Here is a 23,413-nt window from a genome sequence, read left to right as displayed (position 1 = left end):
GAAGACCGCGTGCTTCCGGGAGGATTCGGGTCGGACGAGGCGCCTGGCCGGACGGTCAGACGAGGCGCTTGCGACCCCAGAGGATGACGAACGCCGCGATGCCGGCGGTCAGGGCCAGCAGGATCGAGGCACCGAGCCACTGCATGGACGCCATCTGGGAGAACGGGATGTAGTCGACCGACCAGCCGACGACCTGTGCCTTGTCCAGGCAGGCTTCGCGGGCCTTCTCCGTGGCCTCGGCGCAGCTGCCCCAGCCCATGAGGTCGCCGGAGGCCGTGAGGTAGAACTCGTCCAGGACGTAGGCGTTGTCGGGCAGGTTCGGCTGGCTGTTGTCACCCACACCGTTGTGGCTGGTGACCGTGATGACGTTCCCGAGGGACGTCCTGACGTACGACCACGCCACCTGCAGCGCGACGGCGAAGCCCAGGGTGACGACCATGGCCAGCAGGGTCCGGCGCAGCAGCATGCCGATGGCCACGCCACCGACGACCGTGAGCAGGGTGAGCGCCACGGGCACGGGTCCGCTGTTGTCGAACGCGCCGGGTTCGGCCCACGACAGGACGTACGACGTCGACTTGACCGGCGACCACCACCAGGTGAACGCGGCGGAGACCGCCGTGGCGCACACCACGACCACGAGCGCGGTCATACCGAGCTTGGTGGCAAGCCAGCGGACGCGGCTCACGGACTGCGCGTTGACCAGCTTGGCGGTGCCGCTCTCCAGGTCGCCGGCGAGCAGGGGCGGACCGAGGAGCACGCCGATCACGACGGGCAGGAGCCCGAGCAGACCAGCGGCCGCGTTGAGCGGATTCTGGTCGAACTTGTCCTCCCAGCCGGACTTGAGGTGGGGATAGCCGTACCCGTCGAGGTACGTGATCATCTGCTGGCGTTGGTAGACGAGCACCGCGACGGTGACCGCGGCGGCGGCCAGCAGCGTCCAGTAGGCGGCGCGGTGCTGACGCCAGACGAGCCAGTTCATGCCGCTGAGCCGGAGGCCGTGGCCACGGCCACGGCCATGGCCACGGCCGGCTTCTGCGGCGGTGGGGTCGTGGGAGGCGCTGCCGGTGCTGGTCATCGTGCTCATGCCGCCACCGCCTGCGGGGCGACGTAGGAACTGGGGCTGATCAGCGGCGGGGCCTCGGGCGAGCGCAGATAGGCGAGCAGGAGCTCCTCCAGGTTCGGGGTGCTCGCCTCCCAGGGGCCGCCGGCGACCGGCCCGTCGGGGCGTATCAGTGAGGTGAACTGCCGTCCGCTGGTACGGGTCTCGACCACGGTGTGGTACGCCAGCTCCGGGGGCGTCCGCCCGTCGGAGTGGACCCCGGTCAGCACGGCGTGGGAGGTGCGCAGTTCGTCGACCTCACCGGCCATACGCAGCCGGCCGCCCGCGATGACCAGCAGGTAGTCGCAGGTGTTCTCCAGCTCGGCGAGCATGTGGGTGGACATCAGCACGGTGGTGCCGCGCTCGGCGGCCTCGGCCAGCAGGGTGCCCATCAGCTCGTGGCGCACCAGCGGGTCGAGGTCGGACATCGGCTCGTCGAGGAGCAGCAGGTCGGGACGCTTGCCGAAGGAGACGGCGAAGGCCACCCGGGTGCGCTGGCCACCGGAGAGGGTGCCGATCTTCGCGTCGAAGGGCACGTTGCCCGCGCGCACGATGTTCTCGGCTGCTCGCTGGTCCCAGCCGGGGTTCAGTTCTCGCCCCATCCGCAGGGTCTCGGCGACGGTGAAGCGCCGGAACAGGGGTTTCTCCTGGGCGAGGAACGCGGTACGCCGGGTGGCCTCCGCCGACTCCGGGGCCGCGCCGAACACGCGCAGGGTGCCGGTGGTCGGCGCCATCAGGTTGGCGGCGATGGCCATCAGCGTGGTCTTGCCGGCCCCGTTGGGACCCACCAGACCGCAGATCCGCCCGGCCGGCAGCCGGAAGGAGCAGTCCCGCAGCGCCCAGCCCCGGCGGTACTTCCGTCCCACCCCGCGGGCTTCTATCGCGGACGTGTCCGCCGGCCCCCCGTAGCCCGTCTCGTAACTCGTCATGCGTGTCCCCTTGTCCCCGTCGTTCCTGTGGTTTCGGTAGTTCCTGCGGTTCCTGCTGATGCTGTGGTTCCTGCTGGTGTTGTGGTTCCTGCTGATGCTGTGGTTCCTGCTGGTGTTGTGGTTCCTGCCGGTCCCACTGGGCCCGTTGGTCCCGCGTGGTCGGCGGCGGCAGGCCCGGTCCCGGCGTACCGCTCCTCCATCACCGACGTGACCAGAGCGGTCACGTCGTCCTGCTCAAGGCCCGCCTCGCGGGCCCGGTCCATCCAGCTCTCCAGCTCGCCGCGCAGCAGCGAATCCACCGGCGCCTGCGGACGGGCCAGCGACTGACTCACGAACGTCCCCAGCCCCGGCCGTGCTTCGACCAGCCCCTCCCGCTCCAGCTCGCGGTACGCCTTGAGCGTGGTGTTGGGGTTGACCGCGGAGGTCTGCGCAACCGACTTGGCCGTGGGCAACTGGTCGCCGGGCCCGAGTACGCCGAGCCGCAGCGCCTGCTTGGTCTGCTGAACGATCTGCTGATAGGCGGCGACCCCGCTCCGCCTGTCGATGCGGAACTCCAACCCCTTCACCACCATTTCACTAGTCGACTAGTGAAATGACTATGGAGCACAGATCGCGAACCTGTCAAAGCCCACAGGTCGGGGCACGGGTGAGGGCATGAGGGCACGCGTCGGCGAGGGCGTGAGGGCACGCGTCGCGTGCGGCGGGGGCACCACCGGCCATCGGAAGGACCGGCGGGTGTTCAGGGGGATCCGTTCCGATGACCCGGCAGCGTCGAACGGTCACGCGAAACTCAGGTCAGGCCTGACCGACGTCGGGTCTCTGACGACACGTCCAGAGCCGGGGGCCGCCGAAGGCCTCACTCAGCCCGAGGATGGCGCCGCTGTCTCGAAGATCGCGGCGGCGGACACTGCCGCTGGTGCGCCCACGTCCGGGACGCACCAGGGGGCGAAGACGCCAGCCGGGTCAGACTTGGTCGTCGTCGAACAGCTCGGCGGCGTCGGTGACGTCGTATGCGCGGTCCACCCAGATCTGGAGGAGGTCGGGGTCGGTGCAGTTGCGTACGCGCTGTCGGACGGAGTCAGGTACGTCGATGTGCCGCCGGTCGAGCGTGCGCAGGACGCTGGCGATCCGCTCCACGATTCGCCCTTCCGCCCGGCCCTCCTCCCGCAGCTTCACGGCGACGGGGTGCTTGAAGAAGTAGTTCACAGGCATCATGAGTTGCTTCGGTATCCGGGTCCACGGTCCGCAGAACAGCTGCGAAGTCAGAGCAGGCCGAGGGGGAGCGCCCGGAGCTGCCCCGCACGGGCGCTCGACCCCCATACGCACTACCCGATCAGCGGAACAGATCCTCGGCCGCGGTCACCCGAAGGGCTCGTTCCGCCCAGATCATGAGCTGGGACCGGTCAGGACAGTCGGTGACTCGTTCGCGGACCTGGTCCGGCACCGGGATGCCACGCCATTCGAGGGTCTTGAAGATCATCTCGATCTGAGCCTGGATCCGGCCTTCCTCCCTGCCTTCCTCACGCGTCTGCTCAGCGAGTGGGTGTCGCCAGAAGTACTGCGTATCCGTCATGAGGTCCCTCCAGATCTGCCGTGCCTCGGGGTCCTTCCTCCGGGACGCCCCGACCGGCGTCGTGTTCATCGATGCGGAGCCGCAGCTACACCGGCTCCGAACACTCCTTCGTAGAGTGGAGTCGGCGGCGCTGGAACCGGTGGCGTCGCGGGACTTCATCCACCGCCTGGCGAAGGAGTTGTGAGGCGCCCCATGGATTACACCCCGCGCTGGCAGAAGTCGACCTTCTCCGACGGCGGCGAAGGCGACACCTGTATCGAACTCTGCGCATCCCCCTCCGACATACGCCTGCGCGAATCCGACACCCCCGCCACCCACCTCCGCACCACCCCCACCCCCCTCGCCGGGTTCCTCCACCACATAAAGGCCGACGGGTTTCATACGACAAGGTGAGGTAAGCCCCCGGCGACACGCGGGGGCTCGCCGGATGGCTGGTAGGGGGCACCCGTTTTTACCGTGTCCCCATGACCGCCTCCCCCCGTACCACCCCGACCGTTCTCGTCGCCCTGGCTCTCGCCCTACTCACCACCCTCACCCCGGCCAGTGCGCAGGCCACAGGGGACCCCCTCCAACGCGACGCCGACGCCCTGCGCGACAGCGGCGTGACCGGGGTCGCTGTGCGGCTGGACGGGCCCCGGGGGTCACGGGGCGCCCGTAGTGGGGTCGGGGATCTCCGTACCGGCACACCCGTACCCCCCGCCGGGTACATCCGTATCGGCAGCACCACCAAGGCCTACGTCGCGACCGTCCTCCTGCAGCTCGTCGGGGAGGGGCGGCTGTCGCTGGAGGACCGGGTGGAGCGGTGGCTGCCCGGGGTGGTGAAGGGCAACGGGAACGACGGCGACCTGATCAGCGTGCGGCAGCTGCTGCAGCACACCAGCGGGCTGCCCGACTACATCGCCGACGTCGTGCCCGAGCTGAGCGCCGCCGGGTATCTGAAGCACCGGTCGACCACATACACCTCGCGGCAGCGCGTCGCCTTCGCCATGACCCACCCGCCCGTCTTCGAGCCCGGCGCCCGCTGGGAGTACTCCAACACCAACTACATCCTCGCCGGGATGGTGATCGAGGCGGTCACCGGCCGGGGGTGGGAGGAGGAGGTGCGCGAGCGGATCCTGCGGCCGTTGCGGCTCACGCGCACCTACGCGCCGGGCGACGATCCGACGCTCCCCCGCCCCCACGCCCGTAACTACCAGCAGTTCGAGCCGGGGGACGACGCCCCGAGGACCGACACCACCCTCGCCTACCTCCCCTTCGACGGGGACGCCGACGGGTCGATCATCAGTACGGCCGCCGACACCAACCGGTTCTTCTCCGCGCTGCTCGGCGGCAGGCTCCTCGCCCCCGCCCAGCTCGCCGAGATGCGCCGTACCGTCGCCGTGCCGGACGCGCCCGGCGAGGTGCCGGGGTCGCGCTACGGACTCGGGCTGGCGTGGACCCCGTTGACGTGCGGCGGCGGCTACTGGGGCCACAGCGGCAGCAACTTCGGGTCCTTGACGTGGCCCGGGACGACGGCCGACGGCCGTACCTCCGTTACCGTCGCCGTCCACAGCCGGCCGGGCGACCAGGAGACTGCCGCACGCCAGATCCAGGGCATCACCGACCTCATCGACCACGCTCTGTGCGGACAGGCCAAGAAGTAGCCGGACACCGGGCCACGCGGCAGCGGCCCTCTACCCCGCCGCCCCCGGCCCCTGCCGCACCGGCCCCGCCCGGTCCAGCAACCCCGTCCGGGCCGCCAGTGCCGCCGCCTCCAGGCGGGAGCCGACGCCCAGCTTCATCAGGACCCGTTGGACGTGGGTGCGGGCCGTCGACGGGGCGATGCCCATGCCCGCCGCGATCAGACGCGTGTCCTCGCCGTCCGCGACGCGGACCAGGACCTCGACCTCGCGCGGGGTCAGCATCTGGAGCAGTCGCTGACCCTCGTCGTCCGGCTGGGCGGCGGGGTTCAGCAGCTCGCCGAACGCGCTCTGCAGCAGCTGCGGCGCCACCGCCGCCTCACCCGCCCTGGCCTTCATGATGGCCCGCTCGACGCCCTCGATGCGTTCGTCGTGGCGGACGTAGCCGGACGCTCCCGCGGCGAACGCCGCCGCGATGCCGCGCGGGTTGGGGACCGGGCCGAGGACCAGTACCGCCACCTGCGGGCGTTCCCGCTTGATCCTCACCACCGGGTCGAACATCCCCGGCTCGGCCGGTGTCGCCGTGCCGATCAGGCACACCTCCGGTGCCCTGGTGATCACCAGTTCCGCCGCGCCCGCCGCGGGCGCCGCCGCCGCGAGCACCCGGTGTCCCCGCAGCTTCAAGGCCGAGGCCAGCGCCTCGGCCAGCAGTCGGTGGTCGTCGACCACCATGAGCCGCACTCCCATCGAGCCACCCCACCCCCCAGTCCCCCACAGTCCCCCACAGTCCCCCAGATGGTTGCCCACTATGGCCGCCCACCGGACCTCGCGGACAGAAGCCCCCCGACTTCCCGTCGACTCGCTGGTCGACGCCCGCTCTTCATGCCCCCGGAAGCTACACGCTTGTTCGACGTTGCGCTCCCCCTACGGGAGAGAAGTGCCCCGGATTACCGAAATTCCCTCCTATTCGAGCGTGATGAGGGATACGTCCACGGCCCCGCCCCTGAGCTGGGGCGGGGCCGTGGAAGGAGGCCGAGGGGGCGCGTGGGGTTACTTCGCCCCGAAGCCGAGCGCCGTGTACTCCTTCTCGTCGTCCGAGTACGGCTTGCTCACGAGTTCCGAGCCGATGAACCAGCGTCCGTCGGTGTAGAGCATCTCGCTCATCGTCGGCGTCATGGCGCTGATCGCGCGGAGCACCGACTCGGAGGCCGGGGTCTCCAGGAGCTTGGTCTGCTTCAGCGTCTTGCCGTCGATGGAGACGACCTGGGCGCCCTTGTCGTAGGGGCCGTCCTTGTAGGCGATGATGTTCGGCCCGTCCATCCGGATCGGGAACAGCTCGTGGTCGTCGCCCGCGTCCACGCGGTCACCGGTGGGCTTCCCGGTCGCCAGCGAGAAGGAGACGATCTCGTTGGTGGAGCTGTAGGCGCCGGTGCCGTCGTGGCTCTTGGTCGGCATGTACACCTTGTCGTTGCCGACGTAGATGCCCTTGCAGGCCCAGACACCGCGGACCGGGCACTCGTAGTCGTACTTCTCGTCCGGGATGGAGATCTTGGCGCGCAGCTTGCCCTTGTCGTCCAGGGAGAAGATGTCGGTCGTGCCGGTCAGCGGGACGTCGCTGCCGGTCACCACGCCGAAGACGACCGGGTTGGTGGAGATGACCTTGGCGCGCTGGATGCCGGAGGGCACCTTGTACGTCCACTTGACGCTGCCCGACCTGGGGTCGAGGAGCTGGATCTCGAAGGTCTCGCTGCCGTAGTCGCCGCACTTGCGGACCGCGATGAGCTGGGCGCCGCCCGCGTAGCCCTCGTCGGTGCACTCGCCGGCCTTCGGCGACCACAGCACCTTGCCGGAGTTGACGTCGAACGCGGCGCCACCGGAGTAGCCGCCGGCCGCGGCGACCGTCGTACCGGAGATGGTGACCTCGCCGAACGGCACCTTGCTGCCGCTGAGGTCGGCGCTCTTGGTCCACACCTCCTTGCCGGTCTCGACGTTGAACGCGGTGATCTCGGTGCAGGGCTGGCGGTCGTCGTTGTTCTTGCGCTTGGCCGACTCGGTCACCACGACGGCGATGCCCTCGGTGGTGATCTCACGGGAGCCCGCGCAGGTCTGACCGGCCAGGTCCAGCGTCCACTTGGTCTTGCCGCTGTCCGGTTCGTAGCCGACGATCTTGTTGAGCGCGGACTTGGCGTACGTGGTCTTCGTCAGCCAGGAGCCCTTGACGCTGTCGATCTGGAGCTTTTCCTTGACCTCGTGCGCCGGCACCTGGAAGAGGATCTTCGCGCTGGGGCTGGACGGTGCCTTCTCCTGCGCCGTGGTCGGGATCTCCACGCCACCGGACGACGAGCCGCCGGACGAGGAGGCACCGCCGTCGTCGTCGCCCTTGGTGTCGTCCTTGCCGCCGGTGGTGCCCTCCGAACTGGCGGTGTCCTTCTTGCCGTTGTCGTCGTCACCCTTGGAGGTGGCGATGTAGACGCCGCCGCCGACGATGAGCGCGATGGCCGCGACCGCCGCGGTGATGATGATCGCCGCGGAGTTCACCTTCTTCTTGCCGCCGGGAGCGCCCGGGTCGCCCGGGGCGTACCCCACCTGCGGCTGCATCGGCATGGTCTGCGGCTGGTAGCCGTACGGCTGCTGCCCGTAGGGGCCGGGCGCCGGCTGGCCGTACGGGCCGGGCTGCGGGTGACCGTAGGCACCCGGCTGACCGGGCTGACCCGGGTAGCCGTAGCCGGGCTGCTGCGGCGGGGGCGTCTGCGGGTAGCCGTAGCCCGGGGCCTGCGCGGGCGGGCCCTGCGGCGGGGGCGTCGGGGCGCCGAAGCCGCCGGCCGGCGGCGGGGTGGGCGCGCCGAAACCGCCCTGCGGCGGGGCGCTCTGCGGAGGCTGCTGACCCGGGGCCGGGGGCTGCGCCGGCGGCTGCTGGGCGGGCGGCTGGTCCTTGGACAAGGACTGGCCCGGCGGCTGGTTCGGGGGCGGGCCCGGCGGCTGGTTCGGCGGGGGCGGCGGCTGCGTCATGACGTGGATACCTCGGAGCGGATCTCGGAGCGGATCTCGGTGGTCGGGTGGAGGACGAGCGGGGCTGTCACTTGCCGTAGGCCAGCATCAACTTCTCCTTCGCTTCGTCAGCACCACTCAGCAGGGTCGAGGAGATGTAGAAGCGCCCGTCCAGGTAGTCGACAGCCTTCGCGTAGAAGGAACCCTCGATCGCCGCGGCGCTCGCCGGCATCTGCAGCAGCTTCGTGGCCGCGGGCTTGCCGCCCGTGGTCGGGAACGACACGACCTGGCCGCCTGCGTCCGACGGCTCGACGTACACGATCAGCTTCCCGCCCTCGGTGCGCAGCGGTTCCATCACCGCGTCGGCGGAGGGCGACTTGACGCGCCACTTCTCCTTGCCGGTGGCCAGGTTCAGCGCGACGATCTCGTTGGTGCCGTCCTTCTTCTCGGTCGGCAGGTAGAGCGTGTTCGCGTCGCTCGCGACACCGGTGCAGCCGGCGAGGTTCCCGGTGAGGATCCCGCCGTCGCAGTCGGGGGCGAACGAGGCGTCGGAGTCGACCTGCGAACGGGTCGATCCGTCGGCCTTGAAGGTGGAGATGTTCCAGGTGTTCTCTTCCTCGTTGGTGAGGTAGAGGACGAGCGGGTCCACGGAGTACGCGTTCTCGACCTTCCAGCCCTTGGGGATCTTCCGCGTCCACTTGGCCTTGCCGGTGCGCGGGTCGAGCTCCTGGACCTCGTCGTGCTCCTTGTCCGTGGTCACCGCGCAGGAGGAGACGACGACCAGCCGCGCGCCGCCCGTGAACCCGGACGGGTAGCAGGACTGGCCGTAGGTCTTCTTGTCGAAGAGCTTCTTGCCCGTGTCGATGTCGTACGCCGTCCCGGACTGTGAGCGGCCCACCACGAGCGTGTCGCCGGCGACGGCCAGGGAGACGCTGTGGGCGCTGTCGAACAGGTCGCCCTTCTCCAGCTGGGCCGACCAGCCCTTGTCGCCGGTGTTCAGGTCGATCTGCTGGAGCTGGTCGCAGTCGGCGTTCTTCGCGGTGCTCTTCTGGTACGCGACCACGGCCCGGTCGTCGGAGGTCTTCTGCGGCGTGACCGCGCAGATCTTGCCGGGGAACTCGATCGGGTCCCAGGCCGGGTCGCCGTCGCCCACGTTGTAGGCGAACAGCTGCTTGTACGCGGGCTTCACCGCGACCTTGTCGGTGACCCACAGGCCGGGGGCGCCCGCGCCGGAACCGGGGGCGTCGGGCGCGCTCTTGTACCAGAGCACCTTCGCCTCGCCGTCCTCGCGGTCCGCGTTGAGGTCGGAGATGTCGAGGTCCTCGCCGCCGTCGCCGCTGCCGTCGCCCTGGTTGACGGGTGCGGAGGGCGCGTCCGAGGGCTTGTCGTCCTCGGACGGGCCCGTGCTCTCCTTGGCGACCGGCTTCTTCTCGCCGTCGTCCCCGAGACTCGTCACGGCGAACACGGCGCCGCCGACCACGAGCAGTGCGGCCACGGCGGCACCGGCGACCATCGCGGGCCTGCCCTTGAAGGGGTTCTTCGAGCCACCGCCGCCACCGACCGGCGGGGGTGTGGGCGCGCCCGCGTACTGCGACTGCGGGTAGCCGTAACCGGCCTGCGAGGCGGGGTTGTACGGGCCGGGCTGCGCGTACGGGCCGGGCTGCTGCGGCTGGCCGTACGGGCCGGGCTGGGTGTACGGGCCGGGTTGCGCCGGCGGCTGCTGCTGGGGCGGGTAGCCGTAGCCGGGGCCTGGTGCGGGCGGGCCCTGCGGCGGGGGTGTCTGCGGGTAGCCGTACGGCTGTTGTGGTTGTTGCGGGTGCGACGGCGGTGGTGGATTCTGCGGTACTCCGTAACCGCCCTGCGGCGGCTGATCGGGCGGCTGAACCATCAGCGCTTTCCCCCTGTTCGCTGCTTTCGAGCCACCCGTGTGACCGCGTGGTATCGCTTCTCAAACTGTTCTCAGACGGCTCTTTCTATCACTGTGACGAGCTCGCACATGGGGCCGGTCGCTCCCCTGTTCCCAAGGGAGAACCGGCCCGTGATGCCCCCGTTACGCTCCTTCACGCCCCCTTCACGGGACATGCGCGGGGCCTTGCCGTCGAACACCAGCCCCAACGGCGGGGGGCCGCCCGGCTCGGCCGACCAGGCGTCGACTAGGCGTCATCGGCCAGTTCGAGCCACCGCATCTCCAGCTCTTCCTTCTCGGCGAGCAACGCCCTCAACTCGGCGTCCAGTTCCCCCACCTTCGAGAAGTCCGTCGCGTTCTCGGCAATCCGCGCATGCAACTTCGCCTCCTTCTCGGAGACCTTGTCCAACTGCCGCTCGATCTTCTGGAGTTCCTTCTTCGCGGCGCGGGCGTCGGCGGCGCTCTTCTGCGACGCGGCCTCGGCGGCGGGCTTCGCCGCGACCCCGGCGGACGCCGCCGCGGCCTCCTCCATCTTGTGGCGCCGCTCGATGTACTCGTCGATGCCGCGCGGCAGCATCCGCAGCGTCGCGTCACCGAGCAGCGCGAACACCTTGTCCGTCGTCCGCTCGATGAAGAACCGGTCGTGGGAGATCACGATCATCGAGCCGGGCCACCCGTCGAGCAGGTCCTCCAGCTGCGTGAGCGTCTCGATGTCGAGGTCGTTGGTCGGCTCGTCGAGGAAGAGGACGTTGGGCTCGTCCATCAGCAGCCGCAGCAACTGCAACCGCCGCCGCTCACCACCGCTGAGGTCGCCCACCGGCGTCCACTGCTTCTCCTTGCTGAAGCCGAAGGTCTCGCAGAGCTGCCCCGCCGTCATCTCGCGCCCCTTGCCGAGGTCGACGCGGTCGCGGACCTGCTGCACGGCCTGGAGCACCCGCCAGGTGGGGTCGAGTTCGGCGACCTCCTGCGACAGGTACGCGAGCTTCACGGTCCTGCCGGTGACGACCCGCCCGGCGGCCGGCTGCTTCTCCCCCTCGCTGCGCGCGGCGTCCGCCATGGCCCGCAGCAGGGAGGTCTTGCCGGCGCCGTTGACACCGACGAGGCCGATCCGGTCGCCCGGCCCGAGCTGCCAGGTCAGATGCTTCAGCAGCACCTTCGGACCGGCCTGCACGGTGACGTTCTCCAGGTCGAACACGGTCTTGCCCAGCCGGGACGACGCGAACTTCATCAGCTCGCTGGTGTCGCGCGGCGGCGGGACGTCGGCGATCAGCTCGTTGGCCGCCTCGACCCGGAAGCGGGGCTTGGACGTACGGGCCGGGGCGCCGCGCCGCAGCCAGGCCAGCTCCTTGCGGACCAGGTTCTGCCGCTTGGTCTCCTCGGTGGCGGCGATCCGCTCCCGCTCGGCGCGGGCGAAGACGTAGTCGGAGTAGCCGCCCTCGTACTCGAAGACCGCGCCCTTCTGCACGTCCCACATCCGGGTGCAGACCTGGTCGAGGAACCACCGGTCGTGGGTGACGCAGACGAGGGCGGAGCGCCGTTCGCGCAGGTGGTTCGCGAGCCAGGAGATGCCTTCCACGTCCAGGTGGTTGGTGGGCTCGTCGAGGACGATCAGGTCCTGCTCCTCGATGAGCAGCTTGGCGAGCGCGATGCGCCGCCGCTCACCGCCGGAGAGCGGGCCGATGACGGTGTCGAGCCCCTGTGGGAAGCCGGGGAGGTCGAGCCCGCCGAAGAGCCCCGTCAGTACGTCCCTGATCTTGGCGTTGCCCGCCCACTCGTGGTCGGCCAGGTCGCGGATGACCTCGTGCCGGACGGTGGCGGTGGGGTCGAGGGAGTCGTGCTGGGTGAGCACGCCGACGTGGATGCCGCCGGAGTGGGTGACCCGTCCGGTGTCGGCCTCCTCCAGCTTGGCGAGCATCCGGATCAGGGTGGTCTTGCCGTCCCCGTTCCGCCCCACGACGCCGATCCGGTCCCCTTCGGAGACGCCGAGCGAGACCCCGTCGAGCAGGGCGCGGGTGCCGTACACCTTGCTGACGTTCTCGACATTGACCAGGTTGACGGCCATTACTCTCCTGCCACGGGGACGATCGACCCTCCAGGGTAGTCGGCGGGGCGCACGGGTGTGACGGGCGGCGCCTTGAGGGAGGGGGAGCGCGGTGGCGGTCGGGTGCGGGTCCGGTGGGCCCGGCAGGGCCTGAATCTTCAGGGGCGCGGGGAACTGCGCGACCAGCCCCCACACACCCGCACCCGACAACGCACCCGCGGCCCCCTACCGGGACCGAGGGATTCCCCCAATTGACGCGGACGCGTCACAGCCATCACCGTATGTCACCAGGACGCCACCCCCCACGAAAGGCCGTGCGCCCCGGGGAAACCACCACCCGGGGCGCACGGCGGTCCTGTGCGGCCTACCTCCGCCGCTGCTGGATCAGCGCCGTTTCCGAGTCCGTGGAGCCGCCGTGGCCGGCCGGCTCCCGGTGCACGGGCATGTCGTCGCGGATCAGGTTCTCGGGGATGAAGACGGCCGCGGCGACGCCTGCGTTGGTCGACTGCCGCAACTCGACGCGCAGACCCTGGCGGTCGGCGAGCCGGTTCACCACGAACAGGCCGATCTGCTTGGCGTCGAGGAGGTCGACCCGCTCCGACCGGAGCTTGCGGTTGGCCTCGGCCATCGCCTCCTCGTTCATGCCGAAGCCGCTGTCCTCGACCTCGATGAGGATGCCGTCCCGCAGCCGGGCCGCGCGCAGCTGGACCTTGGTGGAGGGCGGGGAGAACGCGGCGGCGTTCTCGACGAGCTCGGCGAGCAGATGGATGACGTCGGCGACGGAACCGCCGTTCAGCGACACCTTCGGTACGGCCCACACCTCGACCCGGGTCGCGTCCTCGATCTCGGCGACGGCGGCCCGCAGGACGTCCGTCAGCGCGATCGGGTCGCGCCAGCCCCGGCCGGGCGCGATCCCCGACAGGATGAGCAGCGACTCGGAGTGGCGCCGCATCCGGGTGGCGAGGTAGTCGACGCGGTACAGGTCGTACAGCTCGGCGTGGTTCTGCTGTTCCTGCTGGCGCTGCTCCATGACGCTGAGCAGGTCGAGCTGCCGGTGGAGCAGCACCTGGCTGCGGCGGGCGAGGCTGACGTACACCCCGGAGATGCCGCTGAGGAGTTCGGCGCGCTCGGAGGCCGCCTTGAGCGCGGCCCGCTGCACGGCGGTGAGCGCGGTGCCCACCTGGGCGAGTTCGTCACCGGCGAGGCGGCGCATCGGGGCCTCGGCGTCGATGTCGACGCCCTGCCCGGCGTGCAGCTTGCGCATCGCCTGCGGCAGCCGGCGCCCGGCGACCTCCAGGGCGGAGTTGCGCAGGTCGAGGAGTTCGACGATGAGGCCGCGCCCGACGCCCACGGAGACCAGCAGCGACAGGAGCACACCGGCGAGACCGAGGACGACGGCGACGCCGGACGCGCCGAGGTTGTCCCAGCCGAAGACGTCCGCTTTGGCCGCCGCGCCCGTTCCCGCGCCCTCCTCGGCCGCCGCCAGGCCCTTCAGCACGGCCGTCGAGGAGGCGTCCCAGTCCTTGAGCACGGCCGTCGACACCGGTCCCGGTCCGGCGTCGGTCACCCCGTCCTCGACCTTGACGAGGGCGGCGTAGTGGTCGCTGTCGAGGAGCACGTCGTAGGCGGGCCGGTGCTCGGCCTTGAGGTCGGCGACGGCCGGCCGCAGCAGTGCGCGCTGGGTGGCGACGGCGCCCACGAACCGCGCGTACTGCTCCTTGCCGAGCGTCCCGGACGCGGTGGCGGCGGCCAGCAGCGCCTGCTCGCGGGCCACGGCGTCGCGGACCCGGGAGAGTTCGAGGACGACCCGCGCCTCGGAGGTCGCGTCGGTGCCCTGCTCGCTGGTGAGCGCGCCGGTCACGGCGAAGGCGTGGTCGATGACGGCGGAGTAGTCGGTGTACGCCGTCGACACCGTGGTCCTGGCGTCCGTCCCGGCCGACCCGGTGGCGCCCGCGCGCAGGGCGGCGAGGTCGCTGAAGTCGGCTTCGAGGTTCTCCAGTCGGTCGGGCAGTGCCGGGTCGATGAGGGCGGCGTCCGAACTGGAGGAGTTGAGGCCCGCGCGGAGCGCCGTCACGGCCTTGTCGGTGGTCTGCTGGTCGGCCCTCAGGTCGTCGAGACCCGTCTCGCCGGGTTGGGCGGCGTACCGCATCGCGGCCGTCCGCTCGCTCTGCACCGCGGTCACGAACGCGGCGACCGGCGCCAGCAGTTCGCTGTTGACGTCCTTGGCCCGCTCGGTGTCGCCGATGGCGGCGACGGTCGTCACGGCGGCGTAGCTCCACAACGCCATCAGCGACACGATGGGCAGCATCAACAGGGCGACGATCTTGGCCCGCACGGATCTGGGGCGCAGCAGCCGGGTGGTCGCGTGGAAGATTTTCATCGGGGACCTCGCAAGGGGAGGGGAGGATCAAGCGCCCCGTCAGGGGCGCGGGGCGTTGCCGAGGTGCGGCTCCGCCGGGTGTGCGCGACCAGCCCCCACGGGCGCGCAGGTACTCACTGAAGGTCGAGCGGAAGACTCACGCCGTGGAGAGCTCGACCTCACGCAACAGCTCGTCGGCGAAGGAGGACTCGGCCCGCTTCCCCGTCGGCGACAACGCCACGTACGCCGAGGTCAGGAAGAGGAACGACCCCAGCAGCACGGCCAGCGGAAACAGAAACTCGGTGGCCGTCGCCCCCGACAACTGTGCCGTGCTGGGCGCCGGATCGATGCTCACGGCGTACATCGCGGTGTAGTGCATGCTGCTCACGGCCAGCCCCATCACGAGCGCGGCGATCGCGGCGAGGACACCGCCTCGCACGACCAGCGTCAGCGCCAGCGCGGCGGTCGCGGCGACGACCGCGATCACCACGGAGGCGATGACCAGCGAAGGGTCGAAGCCGACCTCGCCGTGCAGGTTGAGCGCGGCCATGCCGGTGTAGTGCATCGCGGCCACGCCGAGGCCGGTTCCGAGGCCGCCGAAGGCCACCGCGCGGACCCGGGAGCGGCCGTAACCGGCGGTGAAGACACCGGCGCTGACCACGGCGATCGCCATGACCAGGCTGAGGACGGTCATGGGGACGTCGTAGCGGATCGGGGTGCCCTGCACGCCGAAGCCCATCATGGCAACGAAGTGCATGGTCCAGATGCCCGAGCCGATCGCGAACGACGCCAGCGTGAGCCAGTTCCGCTTGGAGGCCCCCTCGGCCTCAAGTGCCCTGACGGTGCAGCGCAGTCCGAGCGCGGAGCCGACGCAGGCCATGACGTAGGAGAGGACGGGGGTGACCCATCCGGCACTGAAGTGGTCGATGTGTTCCATGAGGAACCCCTCTCGCCCGCCGCGGGGACGACACCACGCGCACGGGAAGTACCACCGGTAACAAGTCACCGGGGATCGAGATCATGCCACTCGAAGATGACCGGCGAATCACCTGAAGGGGACCAAAGGGGGCTTCTGTGAAGATTAAAGTACTGTGGCGTGGGTTACAAACTGAAGGGTTTGGCAGGCCATTGCATGACCTGCACATTTCCTCCACCGGATCACGTCGGTCAGGCACTTGACCGTGTGCCACGACCAACAAGTTCCACCAGCGCCCATCCAGCGAGCGTCATGGCCACGGCCACCGGAGCACTGACCTGGACGGCGATCAACAGGGCCGTACGCCCCTCGAACAGCCCGCCGAACCCGACCATGGAGAGCCCCAGCACCCCGAACAGACACAGCGTCGCCCCAAGGGCCGCAGCGGGCCCGGAATACACCTCCGACCTGCGGAAACTGCTCAAGCCGCTCGGCCGAGACGGTTCGGAGGGGCGGGCCGCGGGCCGCTCGAAGCCCCGGAAGGCGGCGACGAGAACCGCCGTGAGAACGGCCGCGGCCCCGATCCGCAGGGGCAGTTGGGCCCACCAGGCGCCCGTCGCGGGCGTCGGCAGGTCGACGTCCAGGGCGAGCAGCACGCCGTACACCCCGAGCATGGCCGAAAGATGCCATAGGAACGCGGTCATGGAGATGCCGTTGGCCGCCACGACCGTGCGCCACACCTTCGGTCGCTGCAGCCACCGCGCGACGGGTCGGCGCACCCACTCCACCGCGCCGACCAGCCACAGCCCGTGGCACAGCAGCGCGAAGGTCGGCGGCGCCATGTTCGACACCTCCTCGCCCGGCATCCCGACCATCGACAGCGGATACGGCCCGTACGCCACCAGCAGCGCGGCCCCCGCGAGCCCGGCACCGGCGAGCAGATACGGCCGGGTCAGCCGCCCGTCGGCGCGCAGGAACCCGAGTTGATGGATCGCGAGCCACACGAAGGCGAAGTTGAGGAACTCGACGAACGGCACGTCCAGCGCGAACCGCAGTACGTCCACGAGCGCGGCGGCCGCGACGAGCGCCCCGAACGCGCCCCAGCCGAACCGCTCGTGCAGCTTCAGCAGCGGCGGGGTGAAGGCGACCATCGCGAGATAGATCCCGATGAACCACAGCGGTTGCGTGACCAGCCGCAGCGCCACGTCGAGCAATCCGCCGCCGACACCCGCCAGATGGAGGAGAACGGCCGCGGCGCCCCACACCCCTATGAAGACCATGGTGGGGCGGAGCAGCCGTTGGAGGCGGGCGCGCAGGAAGGCGGGGTAGACCGAACCCCCGTCCGGGAACCTGCGACTGAGCGAACGGTAGGAGAGAGCGTGCGAGAAGCCGCCGACGAAGAAGAACACCGGCATGATCTGCAAGGCCCAGGTGAGGACTTGGAGCTTCGGCTCGACGGCGAGGAGGTTGCCCACCTCCACCTGGCCGTCGGCGCCGGTCGTGACCGCGGCCATCAACCAGTGCCCGAGCACGACCGTGCCGAGGGAGGCGACGCGGAGCAGGTCGACGTAGCGGTCCCTGTCCGCCGGGGTGGCGGCGGCGAGTTCACGCGCACTCACGCTCGCGCTCGCGGCGGCCCTTGCGCCTGCTGTTGCGTCGGCTGTCGCGCCTGCTGTTGTGCCGGCTGTTGCGGTCATGGGAGTACGGTCGCGCGGGCGCCGGGGTGGGCGGCAGCGCTCCCGTACTCAAGTCACGTCTGAGTACCTACGGTTGTCCGTCCTGATCCGTGGCCCTCTGGACCACGGTGGCTCCCGGCGCGGGTGAGACGGCGACACGCGCCGCCTTGCACGTACCGGACGCGAGGAGCCCGTCGGCGACGGCGCGGGCCGACTCCGCGTCCCGGGTGAGGAAGGCCGTGGTCGGGCCCGAGCCGGAGACGAGCGCGGCGAGCGCGCCGGCCGCGAGGCCCTCGGCGAGGGTGTCGGACAGCTTCGGGAAGAGGGAGAGGGCGGCGGGCTGGAGGCCGTTGGAGCCCGGCAGGAACGCGGCGAGCGCGTCCAGGTCCCCCTTGGCGAGCGCGTCGAGCAGCACCGGGGAGGCGACGGGCTCGGGGACGTCGTCGTGCTCGTGGAGCCGGTCGAACTCGCGGTAGACGGCGGGCGTGGAGAGACCGCCGTCGGCGACCGCGAACACCCAGTGGAAGGTCCCGCCCACGTCGAGGGTCTGGAGCCGCTCGCCCCGCCCGGTCCCGAGGGCGGCCCCGCCCACCAGGCTGAACGGCACGTCGCTGCCCAACTCGGCGCAGATGTCGAGGAGTTCGGCGCGCGAGGCGTTCGTCCCCCACAGTGTGTCGCAGGCGAGGAGCGCGCCGGCCGCGTCCGCGCTGCCGCCGGCCATGCCGCCGGCGACGGGGATGTCCTTGGCGATGTGGAGGTGGACGGCGGGCTCGATGCCGTGCCGCGCCGCCAGCGCGAGGGCGGCGCGGGCGGCGAGGTTCGTGTTGTCCAGGGGGACCTGCTCGGCGCCGGGGCCCTCGCAGGTGACGGTGAGTTCCTCGGCGGGGGTGGCGGTGACCTCGTCGTACAGGCCGACGGCGAGGAAGACGTTGGCCAGGTCGTGGAACCCGTCGGGCCGGGCGCCGCCGACCGCGAGCTGCACGTTGACCTTGGCGGGAACGCGAACGGTGACGCTCACGGCTTGGGGCACTCCTCGGGGTGGGCCTTGTGGTGGACCTTGGGGTGAGGCTTCGGCTGAACCCTGTGGTCCGTCATGCGACGGTTCCCTCGGTGACGCGGTTCTCGGCGATGGCGGCGAACTCCTCCACCGTCAGGGACTCACCGCGGGCCTGCGGGGAGACCCCGGCGGCGACGAGGGCGGCCTCGGCGGCGGCCGCGGAACCGGCCCACCCGGCGAGAGCGGCCCGCAGGGTCTTGCGCCGCTGGGCGAAAGCCGCGTCGACGACCGCGAACACGTCCCGCCTGGCTGCGGTGGTCTTGATCGGCTCCGTGCGGCGGACCAGGGAGACGAGCCCGCTGTCCACGTTCGGTGCCGGCCAGAAGACGTTCCGTCCGATCGCCCCGGCGCGCTTGACCTCCGCGTACCAGTTGGCCTTCACCGACGGCACGCCGTAGACCTTCGAGCCCGGCCCGGCGGCCAGCCGGTCGGCGACCTCGGCCTGGACCATCACGAGGGTGCGCTCGATGGTCGGGAAGGTCTCGAGCATGTGCAGCAGCACGGGGACGGCGACGTTGTAGGGGAGGTTCGCGACGAGGGCGGTGGGGGCGGGGCCGGGGAGTTCCGTCACGTCCATCGCGTCGGAGTGGACGAGGGCGAAGCGGGCGGCGCGGGTGGGCATGCGGGCGGCGATCGTCGCGGGCAGCGCGGCGGCGAGGACGTCGTCGATCTCGACGGCCGTGACCCGGTCCGCCACCTCCAGCAGGGCGAGGGTGAGCGAGCCGAGACCCGGGCCCACCTCGACGACAGTGTCCTCCGGGCGGACGTCCGCGGTCCGCACGATGCGGCGAACCGTGTTCGCGTCGATCACGAAGTTCTGGCCGCGCTGCTTGGTCGGACGCACACCGAGCGCGGCGGCGAGTTCGCGGATGTCGGCGGGGCCGAGGAGGGCGTCGGGGGAGGGGCTGCTCACGGCACCAGGGTACGGGGCGCCGCCTGATGGCTCGGGACGCCGGGTTCGTTGTCGGGTGCGGCCCGGTGGGGGCTTCTCGCGCAGTTCCCCGTGCCCCCTGAAAGACCAGGCCCTGCGGGCCTGGAAATCGGCGGGGCTGCGGCGGATGAAAAGCACGGGGCGCAGCCCCTGCTTTTCAGGGGCGCGGGGAACTGCGCGAACGGCCCCCACTCACCCGCACCCGCCGACGGACCCGACGCCCCCGAACCCCACGCGCCCTACCCCCGAAGCCGCGCCCCACAATGCGGCCAAGGACTGGCCCCCCGCTGCGCATACAGCTTCTTCGCCCGCATCGTCTGCTCCGCCGCCGGCGCGTCCTGGGGCCGCCCGCTCCCTCCGAGACTCCGCCATGTCCGGGTGTCGAACTGGTACAGCCCCCCGTACGTCCCGGAAGGATCGACCGCGTTCGGCCGCCCTCCCGACTCGCACGCGGCGAGAGCGCCCCAGTTCAGCCCGTCCGCCCCCGCCACGGACGTCGGCATCGCCTTCGTCCCCGCCTTCACCATCTGTTCCCGCGGCTCACGAACCACCTCCGTCCGCACCAGCCGCGTCCGCTGCCGCACCCCGTTGACCGTCCGGAGCTCGTACGTGTCCCGCCGCACCCCCGGACGCCCGGCCCGCTCCACGACCTCCGTGCCCCGGAAGAGCGAGGGATCCTCGGTGCGGCGCACCCGGAACGGAATCGGCACCTCCCGGACCTCCTCGGACCAGGTCACCCGCAACACGGTCACCGTCTGCCCGTCCCGGGGGAAACTCGACCGCTCGACCGAGGTGGTGTCCTCCCCGCGCAGGGTGACCCCGGCCTGTTCCACAGCCTCCCCCACGGTCGCCGCGTTCGTACGGATCGTCCGCGCCCGCCCGTCCGCCAGGATCGTGACGGTGCGCTCGGTACGGACGTCCAGCTCCAGCCCCGCCCGCCCGATCCGCCGGGAGCGCGAGGTCGACACGTACGCGCCCTCCGCACGCACCCCGAGCTGCTGAAGCGCCCCGTCCACCGTGTGGGCGGTCGTCCACACCTTGCGCCGCTGCCCGTCGAGGGTGAGGGCCACGGGACGCCCGTAGTGCACGGCGACCTCGTCCCCGCTGCTCAGCGGCGTACCGGGGGCGGGCGCGACGACGTCGTGCGCGCCGAGGGCCACCCCTTCGTCGGCGAGCAGTTCGGTGACGTCGTCGGCGAAGGTGTGCAGCGTGCGGGGCCGCCCGTCGACGGTCAGCTCGATCGCCTTGTCCTTCGCCACGAACGCGGAGGTGCCGCCCGCGAGAAAGGCCACCACCAGGGCCTGCGGCACCAGCCGCCGCAGCGAACCGAGCCGGTCGGCGGCCCGCCGACGCCGCACGGCCCGCCGGGAGCCGCTCCGGCCGCCGCTTCCCTCCTCCCGCTCTCCCACGGCCTCCTGGGCGAGCCGGTCCTCGTAAGCGGGCCGGTAGGTGTCCGGGTAGTCCGGGTAGTCCGGGTAGTCCGGGCGGTCGTCAGGGTGGTGGTCCGGGTGCAGCCCGTAGGGCAGGGTCTCGGCCTCGTAGGGCGACTGCGGCGACTGCGGCGACTGCGCATGGCTCACGACGACACGCTCCAGAGGGGATCCGGGTCCGGGTCGGGCGACGTGAACCTAGCGGACTCCGGTCACCCTCCAAAGCAACGCGGTCACTCAGTGTCGCGACACGGGCCGGTGATCATCTTTTTGGGCACCCCGGACGGCCTACGGAACGTGACCCCTCAGTAATCGAACGCCCTCGCCGTGTTCGCCGCGATCGCCGTCGCCAGCGCCTCCTCGTCGATGCCCCGCACCGCGGCCATGGCCCGAACCGTGACCGGAATGAGATACGGCGCGTTGGGCCGTCCGCGGTACGGCGCGGGTGTCAGGAAGGGCGCGTCGGTCTCCACGAGGACGAGTTCGAGGGGCGCGACGGTGAGCGCGTCGCGCAGCGGCTGGGCGTTCTTGAACGTCATGTTGCCGGCGAAGGACATGAAGTAGCCGTGCGCGGCGCAGACCGCCGCCATCTCCGCGTCGCCGGAGTAGCAGTGGAAGACGGTCCGCTCGGGAGCGCCCTCCTCCTTCAGGATCCGCAACACGTCGTCGTGGGCGTCGCGGTCGTGGATGACCAGCGCCTTGCCGTGCCGTTTGGCGATCTCGATGTGCGCGCGGAAGGACCGCTCCTGGGCGGCCTTGCCCTCCGGTCCGGTCCTGAAGTAGTCGAGCCCCGTCTCCCCGACACCCTTGACCTGCGGCAACGCGGCCAGCCGGTCGATCTCGGCGAGGGCGTCGTCGAGCGCCGCGTCCCCGCCGGGCGCCCGTGCGCCCTGGCGGGACCAGCCGTCCGGGTCGCCGTGGACGATGCGCGGCGCCTCGTTCGGGTGCAGTGCGACGGTCGCGTGCACGGCCTCGTAGCGCTCGGCCGTCTCGGCGGCCCAGCGCGAGCCCTTGATGTCGCAGCCGACCTGGACGACTGTCGTCACTCCCACGGAGGCGGCCTTCGCGAGACCCTCCTCGACGGTGCCGGACTGCATGTCCAGATGGGTGTGCGAATCGGCGACCGGCACCCGGAGGGGTTCGGGGAGCGGGGGCGCGGCGTTCTTGTCGTTCGAGGGCATGCCCCGATCCTACGAATCGCATGAATCGCACGATCGGGGCATGCCCCACAGGCGCGCCGGGGGAGGTCAGCTCGCCTTGCGGTGGAACGGGTGCAGCAGGTCGGACAGGTGCCAGTGGTGGTGGTCCTGCGGCTGTTCCCGGGACTCCGCCGCCGCCGGGGTGTCGGTGTCCGCCACCGGGCGGGGCTTCGGCAGATGCCGGCGACGCTCGGCGTCCCGCACCGACGACACCTGACCCGCCCGCATGATCCGGACGACATGACCGTCGCAGTTCTGGCACGTGGGCCGGGACAGCGGGGACGGCACGACCGTGCCGTCGGCCACGTACATCACGAAGTCGCGCCCCTGGGCGTCGTTGTGGTGCTCTATCTCGTACGACTGCTCCCAGCCGTACCCGCACCGCATGCAGGCGAAGGCGTACGACTCGTGAACGACGGCGGTGGCGGTGTCGCGCAGCATCGCGCGCTCTGCGATCTCGGTCATTGCCAGCTCCTCTTGTCCGCTGGACGGTGGGGACGTGACGTGTACGTCCCCACCACCCAGTGGACGCCTTCACGGACCTGGAGGGCACCCCGTCTGCCGACTGTTGAAGGGCATTTGGCCTCCCCTTGTGGGAAGCCCGTCCGTAGGAGGGCTGCGCTTTGCTCGGCTTTGCCGCGGCATGGGTCTGACCGGTTGTCGGGTGCGGGGGTGGGCCGAAAAAGCAGGGCGCAGCCCGCTTTTTCAGGGGCGCGGGTAACTGCGCGACCAGCCCCCACCCACCCGCACCCGCCGACGAACCCGCACTCCCCGCCCCCTCAGGCGCCCCGGCCCACATCCCGCTTCGCAGCCACCACCGCGTCGAAAACAACCCGCTTCGGCACCCCCGCCTCCACCGCGACCGCGGCGATCGCCTCCTTGCGCCGCTCCCCCGCCTCCTCCCGCACCCGCACCCGCCGCACCAACTCCTCCGCGTCGAGCTCCTCCGGCCCCTTCTCCGGCGCTCCCTCGACCACCACGGTGATCTCCCCGCGCACCCCGTCCGCCGCCCACTCGGCCAGCTCCCCGAGCGGCCCCCGCCTGACCTCCTCGTACGTCTTGGTCAGCTCACGGCACACCGCGGCCCGCCGCCCCGCGCCGAACACCTCGGCCATCGCCGCGAGCGTGGTGTCCAACCGGTGGGGTGCCTCGAAGTACACGAGCGTGCGCCGGTCCTCCGCGACCTCGCGCAGCCGGGCGAGCCGCTCCCCGGCCTTGCGCGGCGGGAACCCCTCGAAGCAGAACCGGTCGACGGGCAGCCCGGACAGCGCGAGGGCGGTGAGGACGGCGGAGGGACCGGGGACGGCGGTGACCCGGATGTCCTTCTCCACGGCGGCGGCGACCAGCCGGTACCCGGGGTCGGAGACCGACGGCATCCCCGCGTCCGTGACCAGCAGCACCCGGGCGCCGCCCACCAGCGCCTCGACGAGCTCCGGCGTACGCGCGGCCTCGTTGCCCTCGAAGTAGGAGACGATCCGCCCGCCCGGCTGCACCCCCAGCGCCTGGGTGAGCCGCCGCAGCCGCCGCGTGTCCTCGGCGGCGACGACATCCGCCCCGGCCAACTCCTGGGCGAGCCGGGGCGGCGCGTCCGCGATCTCACCGATGGGGGTACCTGCCAGCACAAGAATTCCAGTCACCTCCCCATCCTCCCAGGGCCCGCCCCTGAGGGGCGCAGCCTCGAAGGGGGCGC

20 protein-coding genes and 1 pseudogene are annotated in these 23,413 nt (G+C 71.2%); 3 read left to right on the top strand and 18 right to left on the bottom strand.

From position 1 onward, the window contains the following. Positions 1–55 precede the first annotated feature (55 nt). The 5 genes from P8T65_RS27580 to P8T65_RS27560 all read right to left on the bottom strand — a co-directional run bounded on the left by P8T65_RS27580 (position 56) and on the right by P8T65_RS27560 (position 3,601). Positions 56–1,084: an ABC transporter permease subunit gene (locus tag P8T65_RS27580; RefSeq protein ID WP_316727911.1), complete on the bottom strand. Its 1,029-nt coding sequence runs from the start codon at positions 1,082–1,084 to the stop codon at positions 56–58. After that, positions 1,081–2,028: an ABC transporter ATP-binding protein gene (locus P8T65_RS27575; RefSeq protein WP_316727910.1), complete on the bottom strand. Its 948-nt coding sequence runs from the start codon at positions 2,026–2,028 to the stop codon at positions 1,081–1,083. The genes P8T65_RS27580 and P8T65_RS27575 overlap by 4 nt, the downstream gene beginning before the upstream one ends. Then, positions 2,025–2,600: a GntR family transcriptional regulator gene (locus P8T65_RS27570; RefSeq protein ID WP_316727909.1), complete on the bottom strand. Its 576-nt coding sequence runs from the start codon at positions 2,598–2,600 to the stop codon at positions 2,025–2,027. The genes P8T65_RS27575 and P8T65_RS27570 overlap by 4 nt, the downstream gene beginning before the upstream one ends. A gap of 391 nt (positions 2,601–2,991) precedes the next feature. After that, positions 2,992–3,243 (bottom strand): hypothetical protein, encoded by a 252-nt coding sequence (locus P8T65_RS27565; RefSeq protein ID WP_316727908.1) that lies wholly within the window; start codon positions 3,241–3,243, stop codon positions 2,992–2,994. A gap of 118 nt (positions 3,244–3,361) precedes the next feature. Further along, on the bottom strand, positions 3,362–3,601 hold the full coding sequence (locus P8T65_RS27560) for a hypothetical protein (protein ID WP_316727907.1): 240 nt from the start codon (positions 3,599–3,601) through the stop codon (positions 3,362–3,364). Between the two features lie 40 nt (positions 3,602–3,641). Between P8T65_RS27560 and P8T65_RS27555 the strand changes: the two are divergent. The 3 genes and pseudogenes from P8T65_RS27555 to P8T65_RS27545 all read left to right on the top strand — a co-directional run. Continuing rightward, positions 3,642–3,785: pseudogene (locus P8T65_RS27555) on the top strand (transcriptional regulator); the annotation flags it as partial. Positions 3,786–3,793: 8 nt separating this feature from the next. Beyond that, positions 3,794–3,994 (top strand): DUF397 domain-containing protein, encoded by a 201-nt coding sequence (locus tag P8T65_RS27550; RefSeq protein ID WP_316727906.1) that lies wholly within the window; start codon positions 3,794–3,796, stop codon positions 3,992–3,994. A gap of 71 nt (positions 3,995–4,065) precedes the next feature. Beyond that, positions 4,066–5,244, top strand: a complete 1,179-nt coding sequence (locus tag P8T65_RS27545) for a serine hydrolase domain-containing protein (protein WP_316727905.1) — start codon at positions 4,066–4,068, stop codon at positions 5,242–5,244. Between the two features lie 30 nt (positions 5,245–5,274). On the opposite strand, the gene P8T65_RS27540 is transcribed toward P8T65_RS27545, so the two are convergent. The 13 genes from P8T65_RS27540 to rsmI form a co-directional block, all read right to left on the bottom strand. Then, positions 5,275–5,967 carry a response regulator transcription factor gene (locus P8T65_RS27540; RefSeq protein WP_316727904.1) on the bottom strand — a complete coding sequence of 231 codons (693 nt, stop codon included), beginning with the start codon at positions 5,965–5,967 and terminating at the stop codon, positions 5,275–5,277. Positions 5,968–6,270: 303 nt separating this feature from the next. Further along, a complete protein-coding gene (locus P8T65_RS27535; RefSeq protein ID WP_316727903.1) occupies positions 6,271–8,229 on the bottom strand; it encodes a PQQ-binding-like beta-propeller repeat protein in 1,959 nt (652 codons plus the stop codon). Between the two features lie 67 nt (positions 8,230–8,296). Continuing rightward, the gene (locus P8T65_RS27530) at positions 8,297–10,096 is read right to left on the bottom strand and encodes a PQQ-binding-like beta-propeller repeat protein (protein ID WP_316727902.1); all 1,800 of its coding nucleotides are present in this window, start codon (positions 10,094–10,096) and stop codon (positions 8,297–8,299) included. Between the two features lie 265 nt (positions 10,097–10,361). Then, a complete protein-coding gene (locus P8T65_RS27525; protein ID WP_316727901.1) occupies positions 10,362–12,176 on the bottom strand; it encodes an ABC-F family ATP-binding cassette domain-containing protein in 1,815 nt (604 codons plus the stop codon). Positions 12,177–12,519: 343 nt separating this feature from the next. After that, positions 12,520–14,535, bottom strand: coding sequence for a nitrate- and nitrite sensing domain-containing protein (locus P8T65_RS27520; RefSeq protein ID WP_316727900.1), 2,016 nt, complete (start codon positions 14,533–14,535; stop codon positions 12,520–12,522). A gap of 136 nt (positions 14,536–14,671) precedes the next feature. After that, positions 14,672–15,451: an MHYT domain-containing protein gene (locus tag P8T65_RS27515; RefSeq protein ID WP_316727899.1), complete on the bottom strand. Its 780-nt coding sequence runs from the start codon at positions 15,449–15,451 to the stop codon at positions 14,672–14,674. Positions 15,452–15,681: 230 nt separating this feature from the next. Then, positions 15,682–17,049, bottom strand: a complete 1,368-nt coding sequence (locus tag P8T65_RS27510; protein WP_316727898.1) for an acyltransferase — start codon at positions 17,047–17,049, stop codon at positions 15,682–15,684. Positions 17,050–17,194: 145 nt separating this feature from the next. Then, positions 17,195–18,124: a 4-(cytidine 5'-diphospho)-2-C-methyl-D-erythritol kinase gene (locus tag P8T65_RS27505; RefSeq protein WP_316727897.1), complete on the bottom strand. Its 930-nt coding sequence runs from the start codon at positions 18,122–18,124 to the stop codon at positions 17,195–17,197. Between the two features lie 73 nt (positions 18,125–18,197). Continuing rightward, positions 18,198–19,076 (bottom strand): 16S rRNA (adenine(1518)-N(6)/adenine(1519)-N(6))-dimethyltransferase RsmA, encoded by an 879-nt coding sequence (gene rsmA / locus P8T65_RS27500; protein ID WP_230221212.1) that lies wholly within the window; start codon positions 19,074–19,076, stop codon positions 18,198–18,200. Positions 19,077–19,333: 257 nt separating this feature from the next. Then, positions 19,334–20,674 (bottom strand): ubiquitin-like domain-containing protein, encoded by a 1,341-nt coding sequence (locus P8T65_RS27495; RefSeq protein ID WP_316727896.1) that lies wholly within the window; start codon positions 20,672–20,674, stop codon positions 19,334–19,336. Positions 20,675–20,829: 155 nt separating this feature from the next. Next, positions 20,830–21,705 (bottom strand): TatD family hydrolase, encoded by an 876-nt coding sequence (locus P8T65_RS27490; protein ID WP_316727895.1) that lies wholly within the window; start codon positions 21,703–21,705, stop codon positions 20,830–20,832. 66 nt (positions 21,706–21,771) lie between these two features. Then, on the bottom strand, positions 21,772–22,188 hold the full coding sequence (locus P8T65_RS27485) for a hypothetical protein (RefSeq protein ID WP_316727894.1): 417 nt from the start codon (positions 22,186–22,188) through the stop codon (positions 21,772–21,774). Between the two features lie 314 nt (positions 22,189–22,502). After that, positions 22,503–23,360, bottom strand: a complete 858-nt coding sequence (rsmI, locus tag P8T65_RS27480; RefSeq protein WP_316727893.1) for a 16S rRNA (cytidine(1402)-2'-O)-methyltransferase — start codon at positions 23,358–23,360, stop codon at positions 22,503–22,505. Between the last annotated feature and the right edge of the window lie 53 nt (positions 23,361–23,413).

The organism is Streptomyces sp. 11x1, assembly GCF_032598905.1.
In the GTDB taxonomy this organism is placed as follows: domain Bacteria; phylum Actinomycetota; class Actinomycetes; order Streptomycetales; family Streptomycetaceae; genus Streptomyces.
This window is presented reverse-complemented; position numbering and strand designations above follow the sequence as displayed.